Annotated in this window: 33 protein-coding genes; all 33 read left to right on the top strand. The window is 55.8% G+C overall.

What is annotated here, in order from left to right; all coding sequences use genetic code 11:
- Positions 1–3: 3 nt before the first annotated feature.
- Positions 4–627 carry a 50S ribosomal protein L4 gene (gene rplD, locus M3668_RS02525; protein WP_251379241.1) on the top strand — a complete coding sequence of 208 codons (624 nt, stop codon included), beginning with the start codon at positions 4–6 and terminating at the stop codon, positions 625–627.
- Positions 627–932: a 50S ribosomal protein L23 gene (gene rplW, locus M3668_RS02520; protein WP_237202275.1), complete on the top strand. Its 306-nt coding sequence runs from the start codon at positions 627–629 to the stop codon at positions 930–932. Before rplD ends, rplW begins: the two co-directional genes overlap by 1 nt.
- Before the next feature lie 40 nt (positions 933–972).
- Positions 973–1809, top strand: coding sequence for a 50S ribosomal protein L2 (gene rplB, locus M3668_RS02515; RefSeq protein WP_237202274.1), 837 nt, complete (start codon positions 973–975; stop codon positions 1807–1809).
- 12 nt (positions 1810–1821) lie between these two features.
- Entirely contained in the window at positions 1822–2103 is a 282-nt protein-coding gene (rpsS, locus tag M3668_RS02510) for a 30S ribosomal protein S19 (RefSeq protein ID WP_083090719.1), read from the top strand.
- Positions 2104–2166: 63 nt separating this feature from the next.
- Positions 2167–2532, top strand: a complete 366-nt coding sequence (gene rplV / locus M3668_RS02505) for a 50S ribosomal protein L22 (RefSeq protein ID WP_237202273.1) — start codon at positions 2167–2169, stop codon at positions 2530–2532.
- Positions 2533–3333, top strand: a complete 801-nt coding sequence (gene rpsC, locus M3668_RS02500; RefSeq protein WP_251379240.1) for a 30S ribosomal protein S3 — start codon at positions 2533–2535, stop codon at positions 3331–3333.
- Complete coding sequence (rplP, locus tag M3668_RS02495) at positions 3334–3750, top strand: 50S ribosomal protein L16 (RefSeq protein WP_083090722.1); 417 nt, start codon at positions 3334–3336, stop codon at positions 3748–3750. It begins immediately after the preceding gene.
- 3 nt (positions 3751–3753) lie between these two features.
- A complete protein-coding gene (gene rpmC / locus M3668_RS02490; protein WP_272879252.1) occupies positions 3754–3987 on the top strand; it encodes a 50S ribosomal protein L29 in 234 nt (77 codons plus the stop codon).
- A gap of 5 nt (positions 3988–3992) precedes the next feature.
- Positions 3993–4265, top strand: coding sequence for a 30S ribosomal protein S17 (rpsQ, locus tag M3668_RS02485; RefSeq protein WP_237202271.1), 273 nt, complete (start codon positions 3993–3995; stop codon positions 4263–4265).
- A gap of 445 nt (positions 4266–4710) precedes the next feature.
- Positions 4711–5082, top strand: coding sequence for a 50S ribosomal protein L14 (rplN, locus tag M3668_RS02480; protein WP_237202270.1), 372 nt, complete (start codon positions 4711–4713; stop codon positions 5080–5082).
- A gap of 3 nt (positions 5083–5085) precedes the next feature.
- Positions 5086–5421 carry a 50S ribosomal protein L24 gene (rplX, locus tag M3668_RS02475; protein ID WP_251379239.1) on the top strand — a complete coding sequence of 112 codons (336 nt, stop codon included), beginning with the start codon at positions 5086–5088 and terminating at the stop codon, positions 5419–5421.
- Positions 5421–5981: a 50S ribosomal protein L5 gene (rplE, locus tag M3668_RS02470; protein WP_237202268.1), complete on the top strand. Its 561-nt coding sequence runs from the start codon at positions 5421–5423 to the stop codon at positions 5979–5981. The genes rplX and rplE overlap by 1 nt, the downstream gene beginning before the upstream one ends.
- A gap of 68 nt (positions 5982–6049) precedes the next feature.
- Positions 6050–6448, top strand: a complete 399-nt coding sequence (gene rpsH / locus M3668_RS02465) for a 30S ribosomal protein S8 (protein ID WP_251379238.1) — start codon at positions 6050–6052, stop codon at positions 6446–6448.
- Positions 6449–6473: 25 nt separating this feature from the next.
- Positions 6474–7010 (top strand): 50S ribosomal protein L6, encoded by a 537-nt coding sequence (gene rplF, locus M3668_RS02460; RefSeq protein WP_251379237.1) that lies wholly within the window; start codon positions 6474–6476, stop codon positions 7008–7010.
- 2 nt (positions 7011–7012) lie between these two features.
- Positions 7013–7372, top strand: coding sequence for a 50S ribosomal protein L18 (gene rplR, locus M3668_RS02455; RefSeq protein WP_237202265.1), 360 nt, complete (start codon positions 7013–7015; stop codon positions 7370–7372).
- Positions 7372–8064 carry a 30S ribosomal protein S5 gene (gene rpsE, locus M3668_RS02450; RefSeq protein WP_285835632.1) on the top strand — a complete coding sequence of 231 codons (693 nt, stop codon included), beginning with the start codon at positions 7372–7374 and terminating at the stop codon, positions 8062–8064. Before rplR ends, rpsE begins: the two co-directional genes overlap by 1 nt.
- Positions 8064–8273 (top strand): 50S ribosomal protein L30, encoded by a 210-nt coding sequence (gene rpmD / locus M3668_RS02445; RefSeq protein WP_251379236.1) that lies wholly within the window; start codon positions 8064–8066, stop codon positions 8271–8273. The genes rpsE and rpmD overlap by 1 nt, the downstream gene beginning before the upstream one ends.
- A 2-nt stretch (positions 8274–8275) precedes the next feature.
- Positions 8276–8734, top strand: coding sequence for a 50S ribosomal protein L15 (gene rplO, locus M3668_RS02440; protein ID WP_251379235.1), 459 nt, complete (start codon positions 8276–8278; stop codon positions 8732–8734).
- 259 nt (positions 8735–8993) lie between these two features.
- Positions 8994–10304, top strand: coding sequence for a preprotein translocase subunit SecY (secY, locus tag M3668_RS02435; RefSeq protein WP_251379234.1), 1311 nt, complete (start codon positions 8994–8996; stop codon positions 10302–10304).
- Positions 10301–10864, top strand: a complete 564-nt coding sequence (locus M3668_RS02430; RefSeq protein ID WP_251379233.1) for an adenylate kinase — start codon at positions 10301–10303, stop codon at positions 10862–10864. The genes secY and M3668_RS02430 overlap by 4 nt, the downstream gene beginning before the upstream one ends.
- A 108-nt stretch (positions 10865–10972) precedes the next feature.
- Entirely contained in the window at positions 10973–11806 is an 834-nt protein-coding gene (gene map, locus M3668_RS02425) for a type I methionyl aminopeptidase (RefSeq protein WP_251379232.1), read from the top strand.
- Positions 11807–11865: 59 nt separating this feature from the next.
- A complete protein-coding gene (rlmN, locus tag M3668_RS02420) occupies positions 11866–13050 on the top strand; it encodes a dual-specificity RNA methyltransferase RlmN (RefSeq protein ID WP_251379231.1) in 1185 nt (394 codons plus the stop codon).
- Positions 13051–13260: 210 nt separating this feature from the next.
- A complete protein-coding gene (infA, locus tag M3668_RS02415; RefSeq protein WP_083090737.1) occupies positions 13261–13482 on the top strand; it encodes a translation initiation factor IF-1 in 222 nt (73 codons plus the stop codon).
- 139 nt (positions 13483–13621) lie between these two features.
- Positions 13622–13735: a 50S ribosomal protein L36 gene (rpmJ, locus tag M3668_RS02410; RefSeq protein ID WP_004005257.1), complete on the top strand. Its 114-nt coding sequence runs from the start codon at positions 13622–13624 to the stop codon at positions 13733–13735.
- 163 nt (positions 13736–13898) lie between these two features.
- Entirely contained in the window at positions 13899–14267 is a 369-nt protein-coding gene (gene rpsM / locus M3668_RS02405) for a 30S ribosomal protein S13 (protein ID WP_251379230.1), read from the top strand.
- A gap of 71 nt (positions 14268–14338) precedes the next feature.
- Positions 14339–14743, top strand: coding sequence for a 30S ribosomal protein S11 (rpsK, locus tag M3668_RS02400; protein WP_237202257.1), 405 nt, complete (start codon positions 14339–14341; stop codon positions 14741–14743).
- 149 nt (positions 14744–14892) lie between these two features.
- Positions 14893–15888 carry a DNA-directed RNA polymerase subunit alpha gene (locus tag M3668_RS02395; protein ID WP_251379229.1) on the top strand — a complete coding sequence of 332 codons (996 nt, stop codon included), beginning with the start codon at positions 14893–14895 and terminating at the stop codon, positions 15886–15888.
- Between the two features lie 99 nt (positions 15889–15987).
- Positions 15988–16686 (top strand): 50S ribosomal protein L17, sunset domain variant, encoded by a 699-nt coding sequence (rplQ, locus tag M3668_RS02390; protein WP_251379228.1) that lies wholly within the window; start codon positions 15988–15990, stop codon positions 16684–16686.
- Between the two features lie 257 nt (positions 16687–16943).
- Positions 16944–17900 carry a tRNA pseudouridine(38-40) synthase TruA gene (gene truA / locus M3668_RS02385; protein ID WP_251379227.1) on the top strand — a complete coding sequence of 319 codons (957 nt, stop codon included), beginning with the start codon at positions 16944–16946 and terminating at the stop codon, positions 17898–17900.
- Positions 17901–18195: 295 nt separating this feature from the next.
- Positions 18196–18639, top strand: coding sequence for a 50S ribosomal protein L13 (rplM, locus tag M3668_RS02380; protein WP_237202253.1), 444 nt, complete (start codon positions 18196–18198; stop codon positions 18637–18639).
- A 35-nt stretch (positions 18640–18674) separates the two neighbouring features.
- Positions 18675–19163, top strand: coding sequence for a 30S ribosomal protein S9 (gene rpsI / locus M3668_RS02375; protein WP_251379226.1), 489 nt, complete (start codon positions 18675–18677; stop codon positions 19161–19163).
- Positions 19164–19362: 199 nt separating this feature from the next.
- Positions 19363–20439 (top strand): polyphosphate kinase 2, encoded by a 1077-nt coding sequence (ppk2, locus tag M3668_RS02370; protein WP_251379225.1) that lies wholly within the window; start codon positions 19363–19365, stop codon positions 20437–20439.
- 25 nt (positions 20440–20464) lie between these two features.
- Positions 20465–21823: a phosphoglucosamine mutase gene (glmM, locus tag M3668_RS02365; protein WP_251379224.1), complete on the top strand. Its 1359-nt coding sequence runs from the start codon at positions 20465–20467 to the stop codon at positions 21821–21823.
- The last annotated feature ends 203 nt before the right edge of the window (positions 21824–22026 follow it).

The raw sequence follows: 22026 nt of genomic DNA, 5'->3' as shown, positions 1-22026 counted from the left end.
ATCATGGCTGTCAAGACCGTAAAGGTAGACCTGCCCGCAGATATTTTTGACGCGCAGGCATCAGTACCCCTCCTTCACCAGGTTGTCGTAGCTCAGCTCGCTGCAGCACGTCAGGGTACCCACAAGACCAAAAACCGCGGCGAAGTTTCCGGTGCAGGTCGTAAGCCCTTCAAGCAGAAGGGCACTGGCCGCGCACGTCAGGGCTCAATCCGCGCACCGCACATGACCGGTGGCGGCGTTGTACACGGCCCGACCCCGCGTAACTACGCACAGCGTACCCCCAAGAAGATGATTGCAGCTGCACTGCGCGGCGCTCTCTCGGATCGCGCTCGTCACGACCGCATCCACGTTGTCGAAACCCTAGTTGATGGCACCAAGCCCTCCACCAAGGCAGCACTGGCAGCAATTGCAGAGATCACCAGCCGCAAGAACGCTCTGATTGTTATCGACCGCAAGGACGACGTTTCAGCGCTGTCAGCACGCAACCTTGAGAACGTTCACGTCCTCTACGCAGATCAGCTGAACACCTACGATGTTCTGATCTCAGATGACGTAATCTTCACCAAGGACGCATTCGACGTATTCGTCGCTGTTGCATCTAAGGCAAAGAAAGAGGCTGCTAACTAATGACTGTCTCCAACTTCAAAGACCCCCGCGACGTGATCATTGCTCCCGTCGTTTCGGAAAAGAGCTACGGTCAGCTCGATGAAGGTAAGTACACCTTCCTCGTAGACCCCCGCTCAAACAAGCTGGAAATCAAGCAGGCCATCGAAAGCATTTTCGATGTCAAGGTTGCTTCCATCAACACCGCTAACCGTCAGGGCAAGCGTACGCGCACCCGTTTCGGTTGGGGTGCTCGTAAAGACACCAAGCGTGCGATTGTAACCCTCAAGGAAGGTTCAATCGACCTCTTCGGCGGTCCGGCAGCATAAGCAGCCGGAGACCACTTTAGCGAAGGAAAGAAATATCTAAATGGGTATTCGTAAGCACAAGCCGACGACCCCGGGTCGCCGCGGTTCGAGCGTATCAGATTTCGCAGAAATCACTCGCTCAACCCCGGAAAAGTCCCTGGTTCGTCCGCTCCCCAAAAAGGGTGGCCGTAACAACACCGGTCGCATCACCACCCGCCACAAGGGTGGTGGCCACAAGCGCCAGTACCGTCTGATCGACTTCCGTCGTCACGACAAGGACGGCGTCAACGCACGCGTTGCACACATCGAGTACGATCCCAACCGTACTGCCCGTATTGCTCTTCTGCACTACTTCGATGGCACCAAGCGTTACATCATCGCCCCCAACAAGTTGGCACAGGGCGACGTCGTAGAGTCAGGTCCCTCGGCTGATATCAAGCCCGGTAACAACCTGCCCCTGCGCAACATCCCCGTTGGTACCGTGATTCACGCTGTAGAGCTCCGCCCCGGTGGCGGCGCTAAGATGGGCCGCTCAGCTGGCGCATCCATCCAGCTGGTCGCTAAGGAAGGCAAGTACGCCCAGTTGCGTCTGCCCTCCGGTGAAATCCGCAACGTTGATGTTCGCTGCCGCGCAACCGTTGGTTCGGTTGGCAACGCCGAGCAGTCAAACATCAACTGGGGTAAGGCTGGCCGCAACCGCTGGAAGGGCATCCGCCCAACCGTTCGTGGTGTTGTCATGAACCCCGTTGACCACCCCCACGGTGGTGGTGAAGGCAAGACCTCCGGTGGCCGTCACCCGGTTAACCCCAATGGTAAGCCTGAGGGACGCACCCGTCGCCCCAACAAGGAAAGCGACAAGCTCATTGTTCGTCGCCGTCGTACTGGCAAGAAGCGCTAAGGAGCCTGAACCATGCCTCGTAGTTTGAAGAAGGGTCCTTTCGTCGATCAGCACCTTTTTGTAAAGGTTGCAGCTCAGAACGAAAAGGGCACCAAGAACGTAATCAAGACTTGGTCCCGTCGCTCGATGATTATCCCCGACATGCTCGGACACACCATCGCAGTGCACGACGGACGCAAGCACGTACCCGTGTTCATCACTGAGTCCATGGTTGGGCACAAACTCGGCGAGTTTGCACCCACCCGTACATTCCGTGGCCACGTTAAGGACGACCGTAAGGGCAAGCGTCGCTAGAAACGGTTCACACCGTTTTTAGAAACGTTTTCCTTTCGGCAATAGACGAAAGAGAGATAGGCAATGGAAGCCAAGGCAACTGCGTCTTACGTACGCGTTACGCCTATGAAGGCACGCCGCGTCATCAACCTTATCCGTGGTAAGCAGGCGGAAGAGGCTCTGGCGATTTTGAAGTTCGCCCCCCAGGGTGCTTCAGAACCGGTATACAAGATCGTTGCATCAGCTGTTGCAAACGCTCGCCAGAAGGCAGCCCAGCAGGGTCTGCCCTTCAAGGAAGAAGAGCTGTTCATCAGCGAAGCATACGCGAACGAAGGCCCCACCATGAAGCGTTTTCAGCCTCGTGCACAGGGTCGCGCGTTCCGCATCAACAAGCGCACCAGCCACATCACTGTGGTCGTTGCAACCCCGTCAGAGGAGGAGGGCCGCTAAATGGGTCAGAAAATCAACCCCAACGGTTTCCGACTTGGCATCACCACCAACCACGTCTCCAAGTGGTTCGCTGACTCCACCAAGGAGGGCGAGCGCTACGCAGACTTCGTTCGTGAAGATGTAAAGATTCGTGAACTCCTGTCTAAGGGTATGGAACGCGCAGGCATCGCTAAGGTCGAAATCGAGCGTACCCGTGATCGTGTTCGTGTGGACATCCACACCGCACGTCCCGGTATCGTTATCGGCCGCCGCGGCGCTGAAGCTGACCGTATCCGTGGCGAGCTTGAGAAGCTCACCAACAAGCAGATCCAGCTGAACATCCTCGAGGTTGCAAACCCCGATCTGTCAGCTCAGCTTGTTGCTCAGGGCGTCGCAGAGCAGCTCGCTTCACGCGTAGCTTTCCGCCGCGCAATGAAGAAGGCAATCCAGTCCGCACAGCGTGCAGGTGCTAAGGGTATCCGTATCCAGTGCTCCGGCCGTCTGGGTGGCGCTGAAATGTCACGTAGCGAGTTCTACCGCGAAGGCCGTGTGCCCCTGCACACCCTGCGCGCAAACATCGACTACGGCTTCTTCGAGGCTAAGACTACCTTCGGCCGCATCGGCGTCAAGGTTTGGATCTACAAGGGTGACCTCACCGACAACGAGCTTGCTGCACAGCAGGCTGCAGGTAACCGTCGCGGCAACGCCCGCGGTGGCGACCGTCGTCGTCCTACCGGTAACCGTGGTCCTCGCCGCGAACGTCGTTCCGACAATGCTTCAGCTCCTGCTGAAGCAAAGACTGCAGAAAACGGTGAGGCATAAATGCTAATTCCCCGTCGAGTAAAGTACCGCAAGCAGCATCACCCCAAGCGTTCAGGTATGGCAAAGGGTGGCACCGAGGTAACCTTCGGTGAGTGGGGCATCCAGGCTCTCACTCCCGCATACGTTACCAACCGTCAGATTGAAGCTGCACGTATCGCGATGACCCGTCACATTAAGCGTGGCGGTAAGGTTTGGATCAACATTTATCCCGACCGCCCCCTGACCAAGAAGCCTGCCGAAACCCGTATGGGTTCCGGTAAGGGTTCACCCGAATGGTGGGTCGCAAACGTCAAGCCCGGTCGAGTCATGTTTGAACTCTCCGGTGTATCCGAAGAAGTGGCTCGCGAAGCTATGCGCCTCGCAATCCACAAGCTCCCGATGAAGGCACGTGTTGTGCGTCGCGAAGGTGGTGAATAAGAAATGGCAGTTGGATCAAAGGATCTGAGCATCGACAACCTCGCAGAGCTCTCCGACGAGAATCTGGTAGAGAAGCTGCGTGAGTCGAAGGAGGAACTGTTCAACCTCCGTTTCCAGGCAGCCACCGGTCAGCTTGAAAACCCCGGTCGAATCCGTTCGGTCAAGCGTGACATCGCACGTATCTACACTGTGCTTCGCGAACGCGAGCTCGGTATTCGTCCCGCAACCGAAGGTTAAATCACATGAGTGAAGTAAAGACTGAAGAGCGCGGCTACCGCAAGACTCGCCGCGGCTACGTTGTGTCCGACAAAATGGACAAGACTGTAGTCGTTGAGGTTGAGGATCGCGTGAAGCACGCACTGTACGGCAAGGTTATGCGCCGTAGCTCGAAGATCAAGGCACACGACGAGCAGAACACTGCTGGTATCGGTGACCTCGTTCTTCTGGCAGAGACACGCCCGCTATCTGCTTCAAAGCACTGGCGCGTTGTAGAGATCATCGAGAAGGCTAAGTAAATCTTAGGCGTACGAGTTCTCACTCTGTAAGAGCTGAGATGGCCCCCACCTACAAAAGTAGGTGGGGGCCATCTGCGTGTGCTGCTGAGTTATGTGACGTGCAGTGTGATGGGGGAGTACAGCGTAAATCACGCTCTTCTTTGCTCTCTGGCCCCCTGTTCAGCCTAAAAATGCTGTGCTAAAGTTGAAGTTCTGTGTGGGTACACAAGCACCTGCACAACCACGGATTTTTTCGTGCCACAACATAATGCCGCTTTTCAGCGGGGTTCGCCCGCTCATAAGGCGGGTCCAAATGTTCGGGGCATGACCAGATCCCAGGCGTGTCCGCCAACTCTTCCCCTGAATTTTAGGTTAAGAGACCGGCGCGTCAACATCCCGTACAAATGTTCCGCAAGGCTGGCTCACAAGATACGTGTGTCGGAACCGGCGAGACGACAGGAGAAATATGATTCAGCAGGAGTCACGACTCAAGGTTGCTGACAACACCGGTGCGAAGGAAATCCTGACCATCCGTGTTCTCGGCGGCTCAAAGCGTCGTTACGCAGGCATTGGCGACATCATCGTCGCAACCGTTAAGGATGCTATCCCCGGCGGTACCGTAAAGAAGGGCGACGTCGTAAAGGCAGTTGTCGTTCGCACCAAGAAGGAAGTTCGTCGTGCAGACGGCTCCTACATCAAGTTCGATGAGAATTCAGCAGTAATTCTCAAGAACACCGATGGTGACCCCCGTGGCACCCGTATCTTCGGACCTGTTGGCCGCGAACTGCGCGACAAGAAGTTCATGAAGATCATTTCACTTGCTCCGGAGGTGCTCTAACTCATGGCTAAGATCAAGTCTGGCGACCTAGTACAGGTCATTTCAGGTGCAGATAAGGGTAAGCAGGGCAAGGTTCTTAAGGTATTCCCTAAGACCGAGCGTGTGCTGGTTGAAGGCGTAAAGATCGTCACCAAGCACAACAAGGCTAACCCCATGACCGGCGAAGCCGGCGGCATTGAAAAGGTTGAAGCTTCAATCCACGTATCGAACGTTGCGATTGTTGATGCCGAGACCAAGAAGCCGACCCGCGTTGGTTACCGCCTCGAGACCGTAGAGCGCAATGGCAAGACCCGCACCAACCGCGTGCGCGTCGCCAAGAGCTCGGGTAAGGACATCTAATGACCGAAGCAAAGATTACCCCTCGTTTTAAGACTAAGTTCAACGACGTAGTCACCCCGGCACTGCAGGAGGAGTTCAACTACTCCAACACCATGCAGGCCCCGAAGATCGTTAAGGTCGTCGTGAACATGGGTGTCGGTGAAGCTGCCAAGGACGCGAAGCTCATGGATGGTGCTATTCGCGACCTCACCGCAATCACCGGTCAGAAGCCGCTGGTTACCCGCGCGAAGAAGTCCATCGCACAGTTCAAGCTACGCGAAGGTATGCCCATCGGTGCACACGTCACCCTCCGTGGCGATCGCATGTGGGAATTCCTCGACCGCCTGGTCACCCTGGCACTTCCCCGTATCCGCGACTTCCGCGGCCTCTCGGATCGCCAGTTCGACGGCAACGGTAACTACACCTTCGGTCTCACCGAACAGTCAATGTTCCACGAAATCGACCAGGATTCCATCGACCGTGTTCGCGGTATGGACATCACCGTGGTTACCACCGCAAAGACCGATGAAGAAGGCCGTGCGCTGCTAAAGGCACTCGGTTTCCCCTTCAAGACTAAGTAACGACTACGTTGTAGGTCCGCACCCTATACAGGGTGAGGAAACCATAACGAGGAAGGGCTCAGCCCACCATGACTATGACAGATCCTGTCGCAGATATGCTGACCCGTTTGCGTAACGCAAACTCAGCTCATCACGACACCGTGTCAATGCCTTACTCAAAGCTCAAGGCTCGCATCGCCGAGATCCTCAAGGCTGAAGGCTACATCGCTGATTTCAAGGAAGAGGAAGCAAAGGTCGGTAAGACCCTCATCCTCGAACTGAAGTTCGGCCCCTCACGCGAACGCTCCATCGTAGGTGTTCGTCGTATTTCCAAGCCGGGTCTGCGTGTATACGCAAAGTCCACCAACCTGCCTCAGGTACACGGTGGCCTCGGTATCGCAATTCTGTCCACCTCTTCAGGTCTGCTCACTGACAAGCAGGCTTCGAAGAAGGGTGTGGGCGGCGAAGTCGTCGCTTACATCTGGTAGTCGGTAAGAAGAGAAAGGAAGAAGAATGTCACGTATTGGACGTCTCCCCATCTCGGTTCCTGCCGGCGTTGAGGTAAAGATTGATGGCAACCTTGTTGCTGTTAAGGGTGCAAAGGGCGAGCTGACCCACGAGGTTGCTGCTCCCATCACCGTTGCACTTGAAGACGGTGTTCTCACCGTTTCCCGCCCGAACGATGAGCGTGCTTCACGCTCACTGCACGGCCTGACCCGAACCCTGATCCAGAACATGATCGTAGGTGTTACCGAAGGTTACTCGAAGAAACTCGAAATCGTCGGTACCGGTTACCGTGTAATGGCGAAGGGCTCAGATCTCGAGTTCGCACTCGGCTACTCACACCCCATCAACATCAAGGCACCCGAGGGTATCACCTTCGCTGTTGAGGGCAACAACAAGCTGACCGTTACCGGTATCAGCAAGCAGCAGGTTGGCCAGGTTGCAGCTAACATTCGCGGTCTGCGCAAGCCCGATCCCTACAAGGGTAAGGGTGTTCGCTACGAAGGCGAGCAGATCCGTCGCAAGGTCGGAAAGGCTGGTAAGTAACAATGGCTGTAAAGACTAAGTCAGCACAGCGCGCACGCCGTCACGCACGCGTTCGCAAGTACGTTTCAGGCACCGCTACACGCCCCCGCCTGTCCGTAACCCGTTCAGCTCGTCACATGTTCGTCCAGGTGATTGACGATGTTCAGGGTCACACCCTGGCATACGCCTCCACCATGGAAGCAGAACTCCGTGGCTCAGACATGGACAAGACCGCTAAAGCTAAGCGCGTTGGTGAGCTCGTAGCAGAGCGTGCCAAGGCTGCTGGCGTAGAAGCAGTTGTCTTCGACCGCGGTGGTAATAAGTACCACGGCCGTGTCGCAGCAGTTGCAGAAGGCGCACGCGAAGGGGGTCTTGCACTCTAATGAGCGAGCAGACTGTAAACGAAAAGGAAACTCAGGTGACTGAAGCTACCGCAGAAGCTACCGCTGAAACTTCCGAGAAGCGCGAAGAGCGCCGCAACGACCGTGGCGATCGCCGCGGCAACCGCGGTGAGCGCGGTGACCGTCGTGGTAACCGTGGTCGCGAAGAAGAGAAGGATAAGTTCATCGAGCGCGTTGTCACCATCAACCGCGTCTCCAAGGTCGTCAAGGGTGGTCGTCGCTTCAGCTTCACCGCACTTGTCGTTGTTGGTGACGGTAACGGTATGGTTGGCGTTGGCTACGGCAAGGCGAAGGAAGTTCCCGCAGCTATCTCTAAGGGTGTTGAAGAAGCAAAGAAAAACTTCTTCCGCGTTCCCCGTATTGAAGGCCGCACCATTCCTCACCGTGTTCAGGGTGAAGCAGCAGCAGGCGTAGTTATGCTCCGCCCCGCTACCGCTGGTACCGGTATTATCGCCGGTGGTCCCGTCCGCGCCGTACTTGAGGCAGCAGGCATCCACGATGTTCTGTCCAAGTCACTGGGTTCATCAAACCAGATCAACATTGTTCACGCAGCAATTGAAGCACTTCGCCAGCTCGAAGAGCCCGCAGCTGTTGCAGCACGCCGTGGTCTGCCCCAGGATGAGGTTATCCCCGGCTACCTGCTGAACACCAAGTCTGAAAAGGCAGGTGCGTAATGACCGGTAAGCGTATTAAGCCCAGCGACGCACAGCTGGAAATCACTCAGATCAAGTCATACGTTGGTGAGAAGCAGAACATGCGCGACACCCTCCGTTCCTTGGGCCTCAAGCGCCCCGGCAACAAGGTTGTTCGCACTGCTGACGCTGTAACCTGCGGCATGATCAACACCGTTGCTCACCTGATTCAGGTTGAGGAGGTCAAGTAAAGATGGCAGTAGAAAATAACGACGCTATCAAAATTCACGATCTGCGCCCCGCACCGGGTGCCCACAAGGCAAAGACCCGCGTTGGCCGCGGTGAAGGCTCAAAGGGTAAGACCGCAGGTCGCGGTACTAAAGGTACCAAGGCTCGTTACCAGGTTCGCGCCGGCTTCGAAGGTGGTCAGCTTCCGCTGCACATGCGCCTTCCCAAGCTCCGCGGCTTCAAGAACCCTTTCCGCACCGAGTACCAGGTTGTTAACCTGGAACGCATCGCGGAACTGTTCCCCGAGGGCGGCGACATCACCGTTGACGCTCTGGTAGCAGCAGGCGCAGTTCGCAAGAACGAACTCGTCAAGGTTCTTGGCACCGGTGAAATCTCAGCAGCTTACACCGTAACTGTTGACAAGGTTTCAGAGTCAGCTAAGGCTAAGATTGAGGCAGCTGGCGGTTCAGTAACCGTCAAGTAGTCTTGATGACCGATTGACTTCGGTAGGGGTGCCCCGCGTTTCAGCGCGGGGCACCCCTTTCTCATTCGCGATGCCTACAAACGGTGGCTCAACCTTACTTAAACGGTAAATGTGTTCTATGCACCGAGCGTAACTGCCCCGTTTCCGGCTAATTAAGAGATATAAGCGTTACACTTGAGAAGATTGTGTAACTGCAGGTGCTCTCAAGACCATCTTTGGAGCGCACATTGGCAGACTAAAACTTTTTTCAGGAGGACATGTGCTTAGCGGTTTCGGGCGGGCTTTTACGATCCCCGACCTGCGCAACAAGCTGCTGTTTACCCTGGGCATTATCATCATTTACCGGTTAGGTGTTTTCATCCCTGCCCCCGGTATTTCCTACGGGAACGTGCAACAGTGTCTATCGAATATCACCGCTACCAGCGGTGTCTACGGTATGATCAACCTCTTCAGCGGCGGCGCTCTGTTGCAACTTTCGATTTTTGCCCTGGGCGTGATGCCGTACATTACCGCGAGCATCATTGTTCAGCTTCTACGCGTTGTAATTCCCAGGTTCCAGCAATTGCATGAGGAGGGCGCCCAGGGGCAAACTAAGCTGACCCAGTACACCCGCTACCTCACTATCGCCCTGGCTGTTCTCAACGCAACGACCATCGTTACGCTGGCTCAGAACGGTACTTTGCTACAGGGGTGTACCCTGCCCATTATTCCGGATGACGGTATTTTGAACATCCTACTCATTATTACGACTCTGACCGCAGGTACCGGTGTCGTGATGTGGCTGGGCGAGCAAATCACCGAAAAGGGTGTTGGCAACGGTATGTCCTTGCTCATTTTCACCTCCATCGCAGCGTCCTTCCCCACCGCTTTCGGTTCTATTCTGCAGACCCAGGGCTGGGGGATCTTCGCCGCCGTGATGGGCATTGGGCTTCTGGTGATTGTGGCTGTTGTCTTCGTTGAGCAGTCCCAGCGCCGTATCCCCGTACAATACGCTAAGCGTATGGTGGGCCGCCGGACTATCGGAGGAACCTCAACCTACATTCCGCTCAAGGTCAACATGGCTGGCGTTATCCCACTGATTTTCGCTTCATCTATGCTGATGCTGCCAGGTCTGATTGCCCAGTTCAATACACCGTCTGACGGGCGTCAGCCACCGGAATGGGTCAACTGGATTAACACCTACCTGATAACAGGGGATCACCCTCTCTACATGATTATGTACTTCTTGATGATCCTTGGGTTCGCATACTTCTACGTTTCCATCACCTTCAATACAGAAGAAGTGGCCGGTAATATGAAGAAGTATGGTGGTTTCATTCCGGGTGTGCGCGCAGGTCGCCCCACCCAGGAATACCTCACCTATGTGCTAAACCGCATTACCCTGCCCGGTGCAACCTACCTAGCGGTTCTCGCTCTGATTCCGCTCATTGCACTGGTGCTCTTTGATGCTAACCAGAATTTTCCGCTCGGCGGTGCTTCACTGCTGATCGTTATCGGCGTCGGTCTTGATACTATCAAGCAGATTGACGCTCAACTTCAACAACGCAACTACGAAGGATTGCTCCGATGAATCGTTTGCTCATCATTGGCCCTCCCGGTGCAGGTAAAGGCACCCAGGCTGTAAAAATCGCTGAAAAGCTGAACATCCCTGCTATCTCAACCGGTGACATCTTCCGCAAGAACATTAAGGAAGAAACTGAGCTGGGTAAGGAAGCTAAGGGCTACATTGACGAGGGAAACCTAGTACCGGACTCGGTGACCAACCGCATGGTTCGTGCGCGTCTGGCAGAAGAAGACTGCACCGATGGCTTCCTGCTGGATGGATACCCCCGCAACGTAGCTCAGGTTTCTGAACTTGATGACATCCTGACCGATATGGGCCAGGAAATCGGCCAGGTGCTCTTGCTGGTTGCCGATAATGAAGAGCTGGTTCAGCGTCTTCTGGGTCGCGCCGCAGAACAGGGCCGCTCGGATGACAACGAAGAGGTCATCCGCCACCGTCTCAAGGTGTACGAGGAAGAAACTGCGCCGCTCGTAGCTATTTATAGCGAGCGCGGGCTAGTCACCTCCATTGACGGTCTCGGCGAGATCGATGAGGTTACCACCCGTATCATGGACGCTCTGAAGTAAGGCCTCCTGCTCGTCCCTGTGCCCCCGGTCATTGCGGGGGCACAGGTGTTTAAACCACAATGGAACAGCTTGGCTTTTGACCCGAGTAGAAAGAGAAGTGAGATAACTATGCGCCGTATCGAGTATAAAACCGATGCCCAGCTGGCCCACATGGCACGAGCAGGCATTATTACCTCCCGTGCCCTGGACGCTGCTGTAGCCGCTGTCGCACCCGGCGTCAGCACCGCTGAACTCGACCGTGTGTTCCGGGGGGTGCTTGCAGAACACGGCGCGGGCTCGAACTTCTTGGGTTACTATGACTACCCAGCGACCGTTTGTACCTCGGTCAATGATGAAGTGGTGCACGGTATCCCGGGGGAGCGCACCCTATCTGATGGAGACATGATTTCCATCGACGGTGGAGCGACCGTTCAGGACGCTCAGGGTAAAACCTGGCATGGTGACTCTGCCCGAACCGCTCTTATTGGCAACGTCTCGGCGGCTCGTCGCGAGCTTTCAGAGATTACACGGGCTGCCCTTTGGCACGGTATCGCGGCTGCTGCTACCGCTAAAAAGGTGGGCGAAATCGGGTTCGCCATTGAACACTTCGTCCGCGAGGAAACCGGCGACAAATACGGCATCATCGAGGATTTCGTGGGCCATGGCATCGGTACCTCCATGCACATGGCACCTGATGTACTCAACTATGCTGCCCGCGACCTGGGCCCTCGCCTCAAAAAGGGGATGGCGTTAGCTATCGAACCCATGCTCACCACCGGTGGTATTGAAACCATTACCCTGGAGGATGACTGGACCATCAAAACTGTAGACGGCGGGGACGCCTGCCAATGGGAACACTCCATTGCCATTCACTCCGAGGGTATCTGGGTGCTCACCGCAGAGGACGGTGGGGCTTCTGAACTCTCTAAACTTGGTGTCACTGTTAAACCCATTCCCGCCTAAATACTTTCTTCCACCATCACTAACCGGCCTTTAGCCGTTTGCATCTCACAGGACACTTTATGACTGATACTTCCACCAAAACCCCGGTTGAAATCTCAACCGCCCGGCCCGCACCAGGCCAGATCATTCTGCAGGCACCGCGCCGCGGAAAGCCCCCACGCCATATCGCTGACTTCGACATGGCAGGGCGGCGAGAATTTTTGGCAGAACTTGGCTACAAGCCTTTCCGCGCTGCCCAGCTCTCAAAGCACTACTTTGAGCGCCTGGTCGCTGATCCTGAGCACATGACCGACCTGCCGGCTGCAGAGCGTGAACAAATGGTAGCTGACGCTATGCCTCAGCTACTCACCACCGTCCGCACCCTTGAAGCTGATGGGGGAGACACCCTCAAAGTAGTCCACCGTCTCTTCGACGGTGCCCTGGTGGAGTCCGTCATCATGCGCTATGAAAACCGCGTGACCATGTGTATCTCATCCCAAGCTGGCTGCGGCATGAACTGCCCCTTCTGCGCCACCGGTCAGCAGGGCCTGACACGTAACCTATCCACCGCTGAAATCGTGGAGCAGGTTGTAGCCGGCGCCCGCTACCTTAAAGAAATGAAGGGTCTAGAACAGGCAACAGACGGAGCGGAAGATACTCGCCCGCTACGCGTCTCCAACATCGTGTTTATGGGCATGGGGGAAGCACTAGCCAACTACAAGCAGACTATGGGCGCTGTGCACCGCCTCATTGATTCCTCACCCGAAGGCCTGGGTATCAGCGCACGCGGGCTCACCATGTCCACCGTGGGGTTGGTTCCCGGCATCCGCAAATTCGAGATGGAAAAACTGCCCATCACCCTTGCCCTCTCACTCCACGCCCCGGATGATGAGCTACGTGATGAGCTCATCCCCATCAACCAGCGCTGGAAGGTTGATGAGACCCTGGATGCTGCCTACGACTACTACCGCACCACCGGCCGTCGCATCTCCATTGAGTACGCTCTGATTCGCGATATTAACGACCAGGGCTGGCGCGCCGATCTTCTGGGCAAAAAACTTGCCTCACGCGGGCGCGGCTGGGTGCACGTTAACCCCATCCCTCTCAACCCAACTCCCGGCTCCAAATGGACTGCCTCCCGCAAGGGCGTCGAGCAAAACTTCGTAGAGCGCCTGCGTGCCCACGGTATCCCCGTGACCGTGCGCGATACCCGTGGCAGTGACATTGACGGAGCCTGCGGCCAGTTGGCAGCTAAGGAAGACTAAGCCACATAAGTGTGAGGTCAAGCAACTTTGCCGCAAAGCGTTAACATTTAATGTTTTTTCGCGTATATTTGTGTGTTGGTCGTCTGTGCCCAAAAGGCTCCTGCCTTAAAGCGCCCGGCACCCGCACTTACGCGGGATAACGGTTGCAACAGAAAAACACTACAAACTGCCCGCAGCGAAAGCTGTGAGCACAAACGTAAAGCGGAGGATATGGCCAAGAAAGACGGCGTCATCGAGATCGAAGGTACCGTGGTCGAAGCACTGCCCAACGCGTCATTCCGCGTTGAGCTAGACAACGGACACAAAGTACTTGCACACATCTCAGGCAAGATGCGTCAGCACTACATTCGAATCCTGCCTGAGGACCGAGTAGTAGTCGAGCTGAGCCCCTACGACCTCTCACGCGGTCGTATCGTCTACCGCTACAAATAAACACCAACCAAACACCACCAGTGCGTGGTGTTTGCGCCGTGTAAAAGGGGTAAACAGTTCTACCACCCGCTTGCGGGACGCAGAACCTCTTACCCCGCCCGTCCAAAGCAATAGCTGAAAATCAACGCAAAGGAATGCGATGAAGGTCAAGCCGAGCGTTAAGCCGATCTGCGATAAGTGCAAAGTGATCCGCCGTCACGGTGTGGTCATGGTGATCTGCGAAAACCCGCGCCACAAGCAGCGCCAGGGCTAAACCCCTAGAACGCTGAACACCGCGCTGAAAGGTGCGGAACTAACTGAAAAATGGCACCACTCCTAGGAAAACCTAGGATACCCTCGGGCACAGAGGCCGGGGACCGCAAAGAATTGCGGGCAGTGATGTCACAGACCTCTGCGAAAGCAAGGAGAAGCCAACTATGGCACGTCTCGCTGGAGTCGATATTCCCCGCGAAAAGCGCGTGGAGATTGCTCTCACTTACATCTACGGCGTGGGTAAGACCCGTGCAAAAGAAGCTCTCGCTGCAACCGGTGTTGATCCCAACATCCGCGTCAAGGACCTTGACGATTCGCAGCTCGTAGCACTTCGTGACTTCATCGAAGGTAACTACAAGGTTGAAGGTGACCTTCGCCGCGAGGTTGCTGCAGATATCCGCCGCAAGGTTGAAATCGGTAGCTACCAGGGTCTGCGTCACCGCCGTGGCCTTCCCGTACACGGCCAGCGCACCAAGACCAACGCACGTACCCGTAAGGGTCCGAAGCGTACCGTCGCAGGTAAGAAGAAGTAAACAGTGTTGCCTCAGTCTTGCCCGTTCAGTAAGACCAACACTTCAACCAAAACTTTGTAGGAGAATCAAAAATGCCTCCCAAGACTCGCGCAGCGGCCCGCAAGACCGGCCGCCGCAAGGTATCTAAGAACATTGTCGCCGGTCAGGCGCACATCAAATCAACCTTTAACAACACCATCGTATCGATCACCGATCCTTCAGGTGCTGTTATCTCCTGGTCATCAGCAGGTGAAATGGGCTTCAAGGGTTCACGTAAGTCAACCCCCTACGCTGCTCAGATGGCTGCCGAAACTGCTGCAAAGCGCGCTCAGGAGCACGGTGTACGTAAGGTAGACGTATTCGTCAAGGGCCCCGGCCCCGGTCGCGAAACCGCTATCCGCTCACTGCAGGCTACCGGCCTCGAAGTTGGCTCAATTCAGGACGTCACCCCCGTTGCACACAACGGCTGCCGCCCCCCGAAGCGCCGCCACGTCTAAGCCGCTCGTCCACAGGACGCGTCCCGATTTATCGGGAGACCTCACACCACACGGTTTGAGGTCAATGAACAGACTGCTTCGTCTGCTTCCTCACACGTTTTTCCCAACCTGTGAGCTCATATAGCGGATGCTCACCGAAAGGAAACAAAGTGCTCATTGCACAGCGCCCCATCCTGCGTGAAGAATACGTATCGGAAAACCGTTCACGTTTCACCATCGAGCCCCTCGAGCCCGGCTTCGGCTACACCCTGGGCAACTCACTCCGTCGCACCCTTCTATCCTCCATCCCCGGCGCTGCTGTTACCAGCATCCGGATCGATGGTGTGCTGCACGAATTTAGTACCGTAGAAGGCGTCACCGAGGACGTCACCGAGATCATCTTGAACATCAAGAAGCTCTCAGTCTCCTCAGAGAATGACGAGCCCGTCATCGCCTACCTGCGCAAGCAGGGCGAAGGTGAACTCACCGCAGCCGACATCGAGGTGCCCGCAGGCGTAGAGATCCACAACCCGGATCTCCACATCGCAACCCTCAACAACCGCGCTAACTTCAACGCGGAACTGACCATCGAACGCGGCCGCGGCTACGTTTCGGCAGCTCAGAACAAGTCAGGCGATGCCGAGATTGGCCGTATACCGGTCGACTCCATCTACTCACCCGTTCTGAAGGTCACCTTCCGTGTTAGCGCAACCCGTGTTGAGCAGCGCACCGACTTCGACTCCTTGACTTTGGACGTCGAAACTAAGGAAGCAATCGCTCCCCGCGACGCAGTAGCATCAGCAGGTAACACCCTAGTTGAGCTCTTCGGCCTAGCCCGTGAACTAAACACCGCAGCAGAAGGTATCGAAGTTGGCCCGTCACCCGCTGACGAGTCAATGGCAGCAGACCTCGCTCTGCCCATCGAAGACCTGGACATGACCGTCCGCTCCTACAACTGCCTCAAGCGCGAAGGCATCCACACCGTGGGTGAACTCGTGACTCGCAGCGAAGCAGACCTCATGGACATCCGCAACTTCGGTGCCAAGTCCATCGACGAAGTCAAAGCAAAGCTCACCGAGCTTGGCCTCTCCCTCAAGGATTCACCCGCGGGAATGGACCTGGCATCACGCCTGCAGGACGACGACAGCTACGGCAGCGACTACTAAGACACCGGCAGTCAACGCGTAAGCGTTACACCCGTCAAACATCTTTGGTTCCCGCACTACCTGGTACGGGTGCAGGAACGGCAAACAGGAGAATAAATTATGCCTACTCCCACTAAGGGTCCCCGCCTCGGCGGATCACCGACCCATGAGCGCATCATGCTGAACAACCTGTCTCAGCAGCTCTTTGAGCACAAGCGCATCACCACCACCCTGACCAAGGCAAAGCGCATGCGCCCCGTCGCTGAGCGTCTCATCACCTTCGCTAAGAAGGGTGACCTCAACGCACGTCGCCGCGTCCTACGCTCCATCGGCAACAAGACCGTGGTCCACGAGCTGTTCACCGTCATTGCACCCGCAATGGCAGAGCGCCCCGGTGGCTACACCCGAATCACTAAGATCGGTAACCGCAAGGGCGACAACGCTCCCATGGCAGTTATCGAACTCGTGATGGAGCCCATGGGTGCCAAGGCAGCAGTAGCCGAAGCAACCGCAGTGACCGAAGCAGCAGCACCCGCCGCTGAAAAGGCAGCACCCGTTGCAGCAGCAGCACCGGTTGAGACCACTACCGAAGCTACTTCAACCGACCTGCCTGCAGGCGCAGCAGCAGCACTCGAGAACGGCGAAGCTCCTGAAGGCTTCGAGATCAAGGGTAACGCTGGCTCCATGAAGTACCACGTACCTGGCTCACGCTGGTACTCGAACACTCAGGCTGAAATCTGGTTCGACACCAAGGAATCAGCTGAAGCAGCAGGTTACGCACCTGCTGGTGGTGTAGCAGCACAGACCATCTCCGAGTAATCTCCTAGAGACACACTCCGGTCGATTAACTGGTGGCTCTTCCCGAATTGGGGAGGGCCACCATTTTCTGTGTTTAATATGCTGCAGGATCACGGATACCTGCTGACCCTCTCACAACTGATGCAAGTTATCGCGCAAGCTCGGAAAACCTGCACCAGCTGTGATTCACTCAAGTCCTGAGCCAGCAGCCGCCCGTTATCCTACAGCACAAAACCGGTAAAGTAAGTGCGAAACCAATACGACTGACCAGGAGCACCGTGAACCACCATCCCTTGGGAGCCGCAGCAACGGAGTCTTTGCCGGCTGAATTCAAGCCGACCATGCGGGTCCGTATCGATTTTGCCTATGACGGCGCCCCCTTTGCCGGCTGGGCCAAACAGCCTGGTCTGGTCACTGTTCAAAGTGTTCTTGAAGAGGCTCTGGCTCTCATTTTCCGTCAGCCCATCTACACCACGGTTGCCGGGCGCACGGACGCCGGGGTGCACGCCCTGCACCAGGTGGTGCACTTTGATGTCCCCACTGACCTCTGGGAGAAACTCCCCGGTCGCAGTGAAGACGCACCGGCCCGAGCTTTGCGCCGCAAATTGCGCGGATCCCTCTCTCGGGCATTAGCTGACGCTGAAGCACAGCTGGGTTTACCGTCCCGCCTGCAGGGACTCCTGCAGAAAGCTATTACTATCAGCGCTTGCGCAGAGGTTCCCTCTAGTTTTGACGCCCGCTTCTCTGCCCTAGAGCGCTCCTACCGCTACCTCCTTGAAGATAATCAGGAGGAAAATGGCTCCAATCCTCTCTACCGGGGTTTGACCTGGCAGATTAATAAAGAACTTGATCTGGAACTTATGAACAGTGCGGCCCGAGAGCTGCTAGGGCTCCACGATTTCCTGTCCTTCTGCAAGCCCCGTGAAGGATCTACCACAATCCGTGAGCTACGAGAACTCAGCTTTGAGCGGCAAGAAGACGGGCTGATTGAGGCAACCATTAGAGCGGATGCCTTCTGCCATAATATGGTGCGAACTCTCATCGCCTCCCTGGTGATGGTGGGGGAGAGAAGCAAAGATCTACCCTGGCTTTTGAGCCGGATCCAAAACCCTGTGCGTGACTCCCAGGTGCGGCTAGCTGCACCTCGCGGGCTCGCTCTCAACCAGATCACCTACCCCGTTGCGTCGGCTTACGCTGCTCAGGCAGACCGGGCGCGCAACAAGAGAGAACTCTAAAACTACACCCTTGTCATTATTAAGGGTGAGCTACCTCAAAGAGGGCAGTTTTAAGGCTTCTTCACCTAGATTAAGTGCCGGATTTTCTGTATAGTTTCATACGTTGTGCGTACACCGCCCTCATTTCGTACCCTGTTCTTCGGTCTAGTTGCAGGACATAACGGGGAACAAGAGGTCTGAGGAATGGTGGTGCAGCTGCGTTTGGCCCTCACCCAAACCCTGCCACTAACGCACAGAGAGTCAAATAGGCGCGACACCCAACTAGCGCCCTACCGAAACGAGAAAAGGCGAAATTTTGCGCACTTACACTCCGAAGTCAGGCGATAACAACCGCCAGTGGCACATCATTGATGCCTCCGACGTTGTTCTCGGCCGTCTTGCAAGCCAGACCGCAATCCTGCTGCGCGGCAAGCACAAGCCCACTTTTGCACCCCACGTTGATATGGGTGACTCAGTCATCATCATCAACGCAGAAAAGGTTGCACTGACCGGTGCGAAGCTTGAACAGAAGCGCGCATACCGTCACTCAGGCTACCCCGGTGGTCTGAAGTCAGTAAACTACGCCGAACTGTTGGAAACCAACCCCGTTCGCGCCGTAGAAAAGGCTGTTAAGGGCATGCTGCCCAAGAACAAGCTGGCTGCACAGCAGCTCAAGAACCTCAAGGTTTACACCGGTTCTGAGCACCCCCACTCAGCTCAGCAGCCCAAGACCTACGAATTCAACCAGGTTGCCCAGTAATTCGGGCCTACGAAAGAACTATTAAAGGAGACATCGTGGCTCAGAACGAAGAGTACACCACCGAAGAAGAGCTGACTAGCTACACTTCAGAATCATCAGAAACCGTAGCTGAGAAGGCTCCCCGCCCCGCACTGACCGTTGGCGGTCAGGCTGTAGGTCGCCGCAAGGAAGCTGTTGCTCGCGTTCGCCTGGTACCCGGTACCGGCAAGTGGATCGTAAATGGTCGCGAACTCGATAACTACTTCCCCAACAAGCTGCACCAGCAGGAAGTTAACGATCCTTTCAAGCTCCTCGAGCTCGAAGGTGCTTACGACGTATTTGCACGCATTTCCGGTGGTGGTCCCTCCGGTCAGGCAGGCGCACTGCGTCTGGGCGTTGCTCGTGCACTGAACGAGATCGACCTCGAGAACAACCGCCCCGCCCTCAAGAAGGCTGGCTTCCTTACCCGTGACGCACGCGTCATCGAACGTAAGAAGGCAGGCCTTAAGAAGGCACGCAAGGCTTCACAGTTCTCAAAGCGCTAAAGACTTTCGTTGCTTACGCAGCGACAACAAGCTTACAGGCAGCGTCCCACCCCTTACGGGTGGGGCGCTGCCTCGTTTTAAGGCTAAAAAGTTAACCCTCAGGCTCAGGGGTAAAGGTCTAAGTACGCGTAATAGTGGGGGCAGGGTGATGTAAACCATAGAATGATGGTGCAAGGTACCGATGAGAGAAAGGGTGCCCATGGCATCTTCGAAAACCACCCGCGCTAGGACCCTTAAGAACGCACCGGGCAAAGACGCCCCCGCTGAGACGGAGAGCAAAGACGCTCAGGCAGTCCAGATACCAGCTGAAGACCCCAAAAAGCAGGCTGTGAAAGCTGCTTTAGCTAAAGAAACCCGCCGTGTTTCTGTGGTTGAAGACTACAGCGCTGAACTTGATGAGATGGAATCGCTGAGGAAAAAAATCAACGGCTCCTCTGAATCCACGTCGGATGCCTGGAAAGCAGGCTACCCCTACGACGAAAAACTGGGGCGCAAGGAATACGAGAAAGAGAAGCGAGCTCTGCAGATCGAGCTTCTCAAGTTGCAGCTGTGGGCCAAGGAGACAGGGCAGAAGATTCTCATTATCTTTGAGGGCCGTGATGCTGCTGGTAAGGGCGGTGCCATCAAGCGTTTCATGGAGCACCTCAACCCGCGTGGCGCCCGCGTCGTTGCGCTAGAGAAACCAACCGATATTGAGCAGACACAGTGGTACTTCCAGCGCTACATCCAGCACCTGCCCTCCGGCGGTGAAATCGTGCTCATGGACCGTTCCTGGTACAACCGGGCAGGTGTTGAGCGCGTCATGGGCTACTGCACTTCCCAACAGTACTACGAGTTCATGCGAGAAGTGCCTGAGCTAGAGCGCATGCTGGTGAACTCCGGGGTCAAGCTCATAAAATTCTGGTTTTCCGTGACCCGCGCGGAGCAGCTGGCTCGCTTTAATGCCCGCCGCACAGATCCTGTGCGTCAGTGGAAGCTATCACCTACTGACATAGCTTCGCTGGATAAATGGGATGACTACACCGCAGCCAAAGAGGCAATGTTCTTCTATACCGATACCGGGGATGCCCCCTGGACGGTGGTAAAGTCTAACGACAAGAAGCGTGCACGCCTGGAGGCTATGCGTCATGTGCTCAACCAATTCGATTATCCCAACAAGGATACGGCGCTGGTAGGTGCCACAGACTCACTGATTGTGGGCTCGGGTTCGGACGTATTGGACGATGATGTGCCAGAAAACCCAGAGGGTTTTCCCATACTAAGAGAAGAAAACTAGGTTAAGCCGCGTAGAATAATCTGTGATGTCACAAAGATTATTCGGAACCGACGGTGTTCGCGGCCTCGCTAACGATTTGATTACCCCAGCTCTTGCAATGGAGTTGGCGCAAGCCGCGTCTATCGTCCTTGGGTTCAATACGGTTGAAAATGGAACTCGCCCCAAGGCAGTCATCGCGCATGACTCCCGGATCTCGGGTGAGTTTATCGGTGCGGCAATGACCGCAGGCTTTGCTTCCTCTGGCGTTGATGTTCTTGACGCCGGATTGGTGCCTACACCTGCGGCTGCCTACCTAGTTGCTAGCACAGGCGCAGACTTTGGCGTCATGATCTCAGCGTCTCACAACGCAGCTGAAGATAATGGCATTAAGTTTCTTGCTCGGGGAGGCAAGAAGCTCGATGACGCGCTGGAGGATGCTATTGAAGAGCTCTATAGCAGCAAGGACTTCCGTTTCCCGACTCACGGTGCTGTGGGGCGTATCCGGCCCCTGACTGACGGTGAGGACCGTTACGTCACCCACCTGCTCTCAACCATTCCTGATCACCGCCGTCTTAACGGTCTTAAGGTCGTTCTTGACTGTGCCCACGGTGCTGCCTCGGGTGTTTCCCCCGACGCCTTCCATGCCCTCGGCGCTAAGGTTCGTGTGATTGGTGCCGAGCCAGATGGCACTAATATTAACGACGGCGTGGGTTCCACCCACCCCGAGAAGTTACAGGAAGCTGTGGTTGAGTGGGGAGCTGACCTGGGTATCGCCCATGATGGTGATGCTGACCGTTGCTTGGCCGTTGACGAACAGGGCAACCTGGTGGACGGCGACCAGATTATGTCGATTCTGGCACTCGCTATGAAGGACGCCGGAAAACTCAAGGACGATACTCTAGTGGCCACCGTCATGAGCTCACTGGGTCTTGAAATCTTCCTCAAGGAACACGGTATTAAACTGGAACGTGCTTCGGTGGGAGACCGATACGTGCTGGAAGCTATGAACGCTAAAGGTTTTAACCTGGGTGGTGAGCAGTCCGGTCACGTCATTATGAGCGACTACGCCACAACCGGTGACGGGGTACTAACCGGTCTGCATATTGCAGCTGAGCTAGTACGCACCGGCCTGCCACTATCTGAGCTGGCCAACCGCATGCAGGCAACGCCCCAGCGCCTCATCAACGTCAAGGGCGTGGACCGCGCAGGCGTACAGGGCAATGAGACTCTACAACAGGCTATTCGCAATGCTGAAGTTGAGCTGGGGGATACCGGCCGTGTGCTCCTGCGTCCTTCTGGTACCGAGCCGCTGGTCCGCGTTATGGTAGAAGCCCAGACGCAGGACATCGCAGATGCAACTGCTGAATCACTAGCTGCCGTCGTTGCCAAGGAACTAGCTATCTAGCCCATAGATTCATCGATTACAGCGCTCATCCTCTTTACGAGGGTGAGCGCTTTGTGTATAACCTATCTAAACCTGTCTAACAGGTGTGAAAAAACAGTAGAAAAGCTCATGTATAAAAGGAAGTGCCGGGGAGTAGAATAGGTGTATTCCACTCTAAGTATTGTTTTTCTTTGTCTATATAGAGTGTTTAGTAGATTTATTCA

The organism is Rothia sp. P100, assembly GCF_023712425.1.
In the GTDB taxonomy this organism is placed as follows: Bacteria; Actinomycetota; Actinomycetes; order Actinomycetales; family Micrococcaceae; genus Rothia; species Rothia endophytica.
Note: the sequence above shows the minus strand (reverse complement) of the source record. Positions and strands in the feature narration are given on the sequence as shown.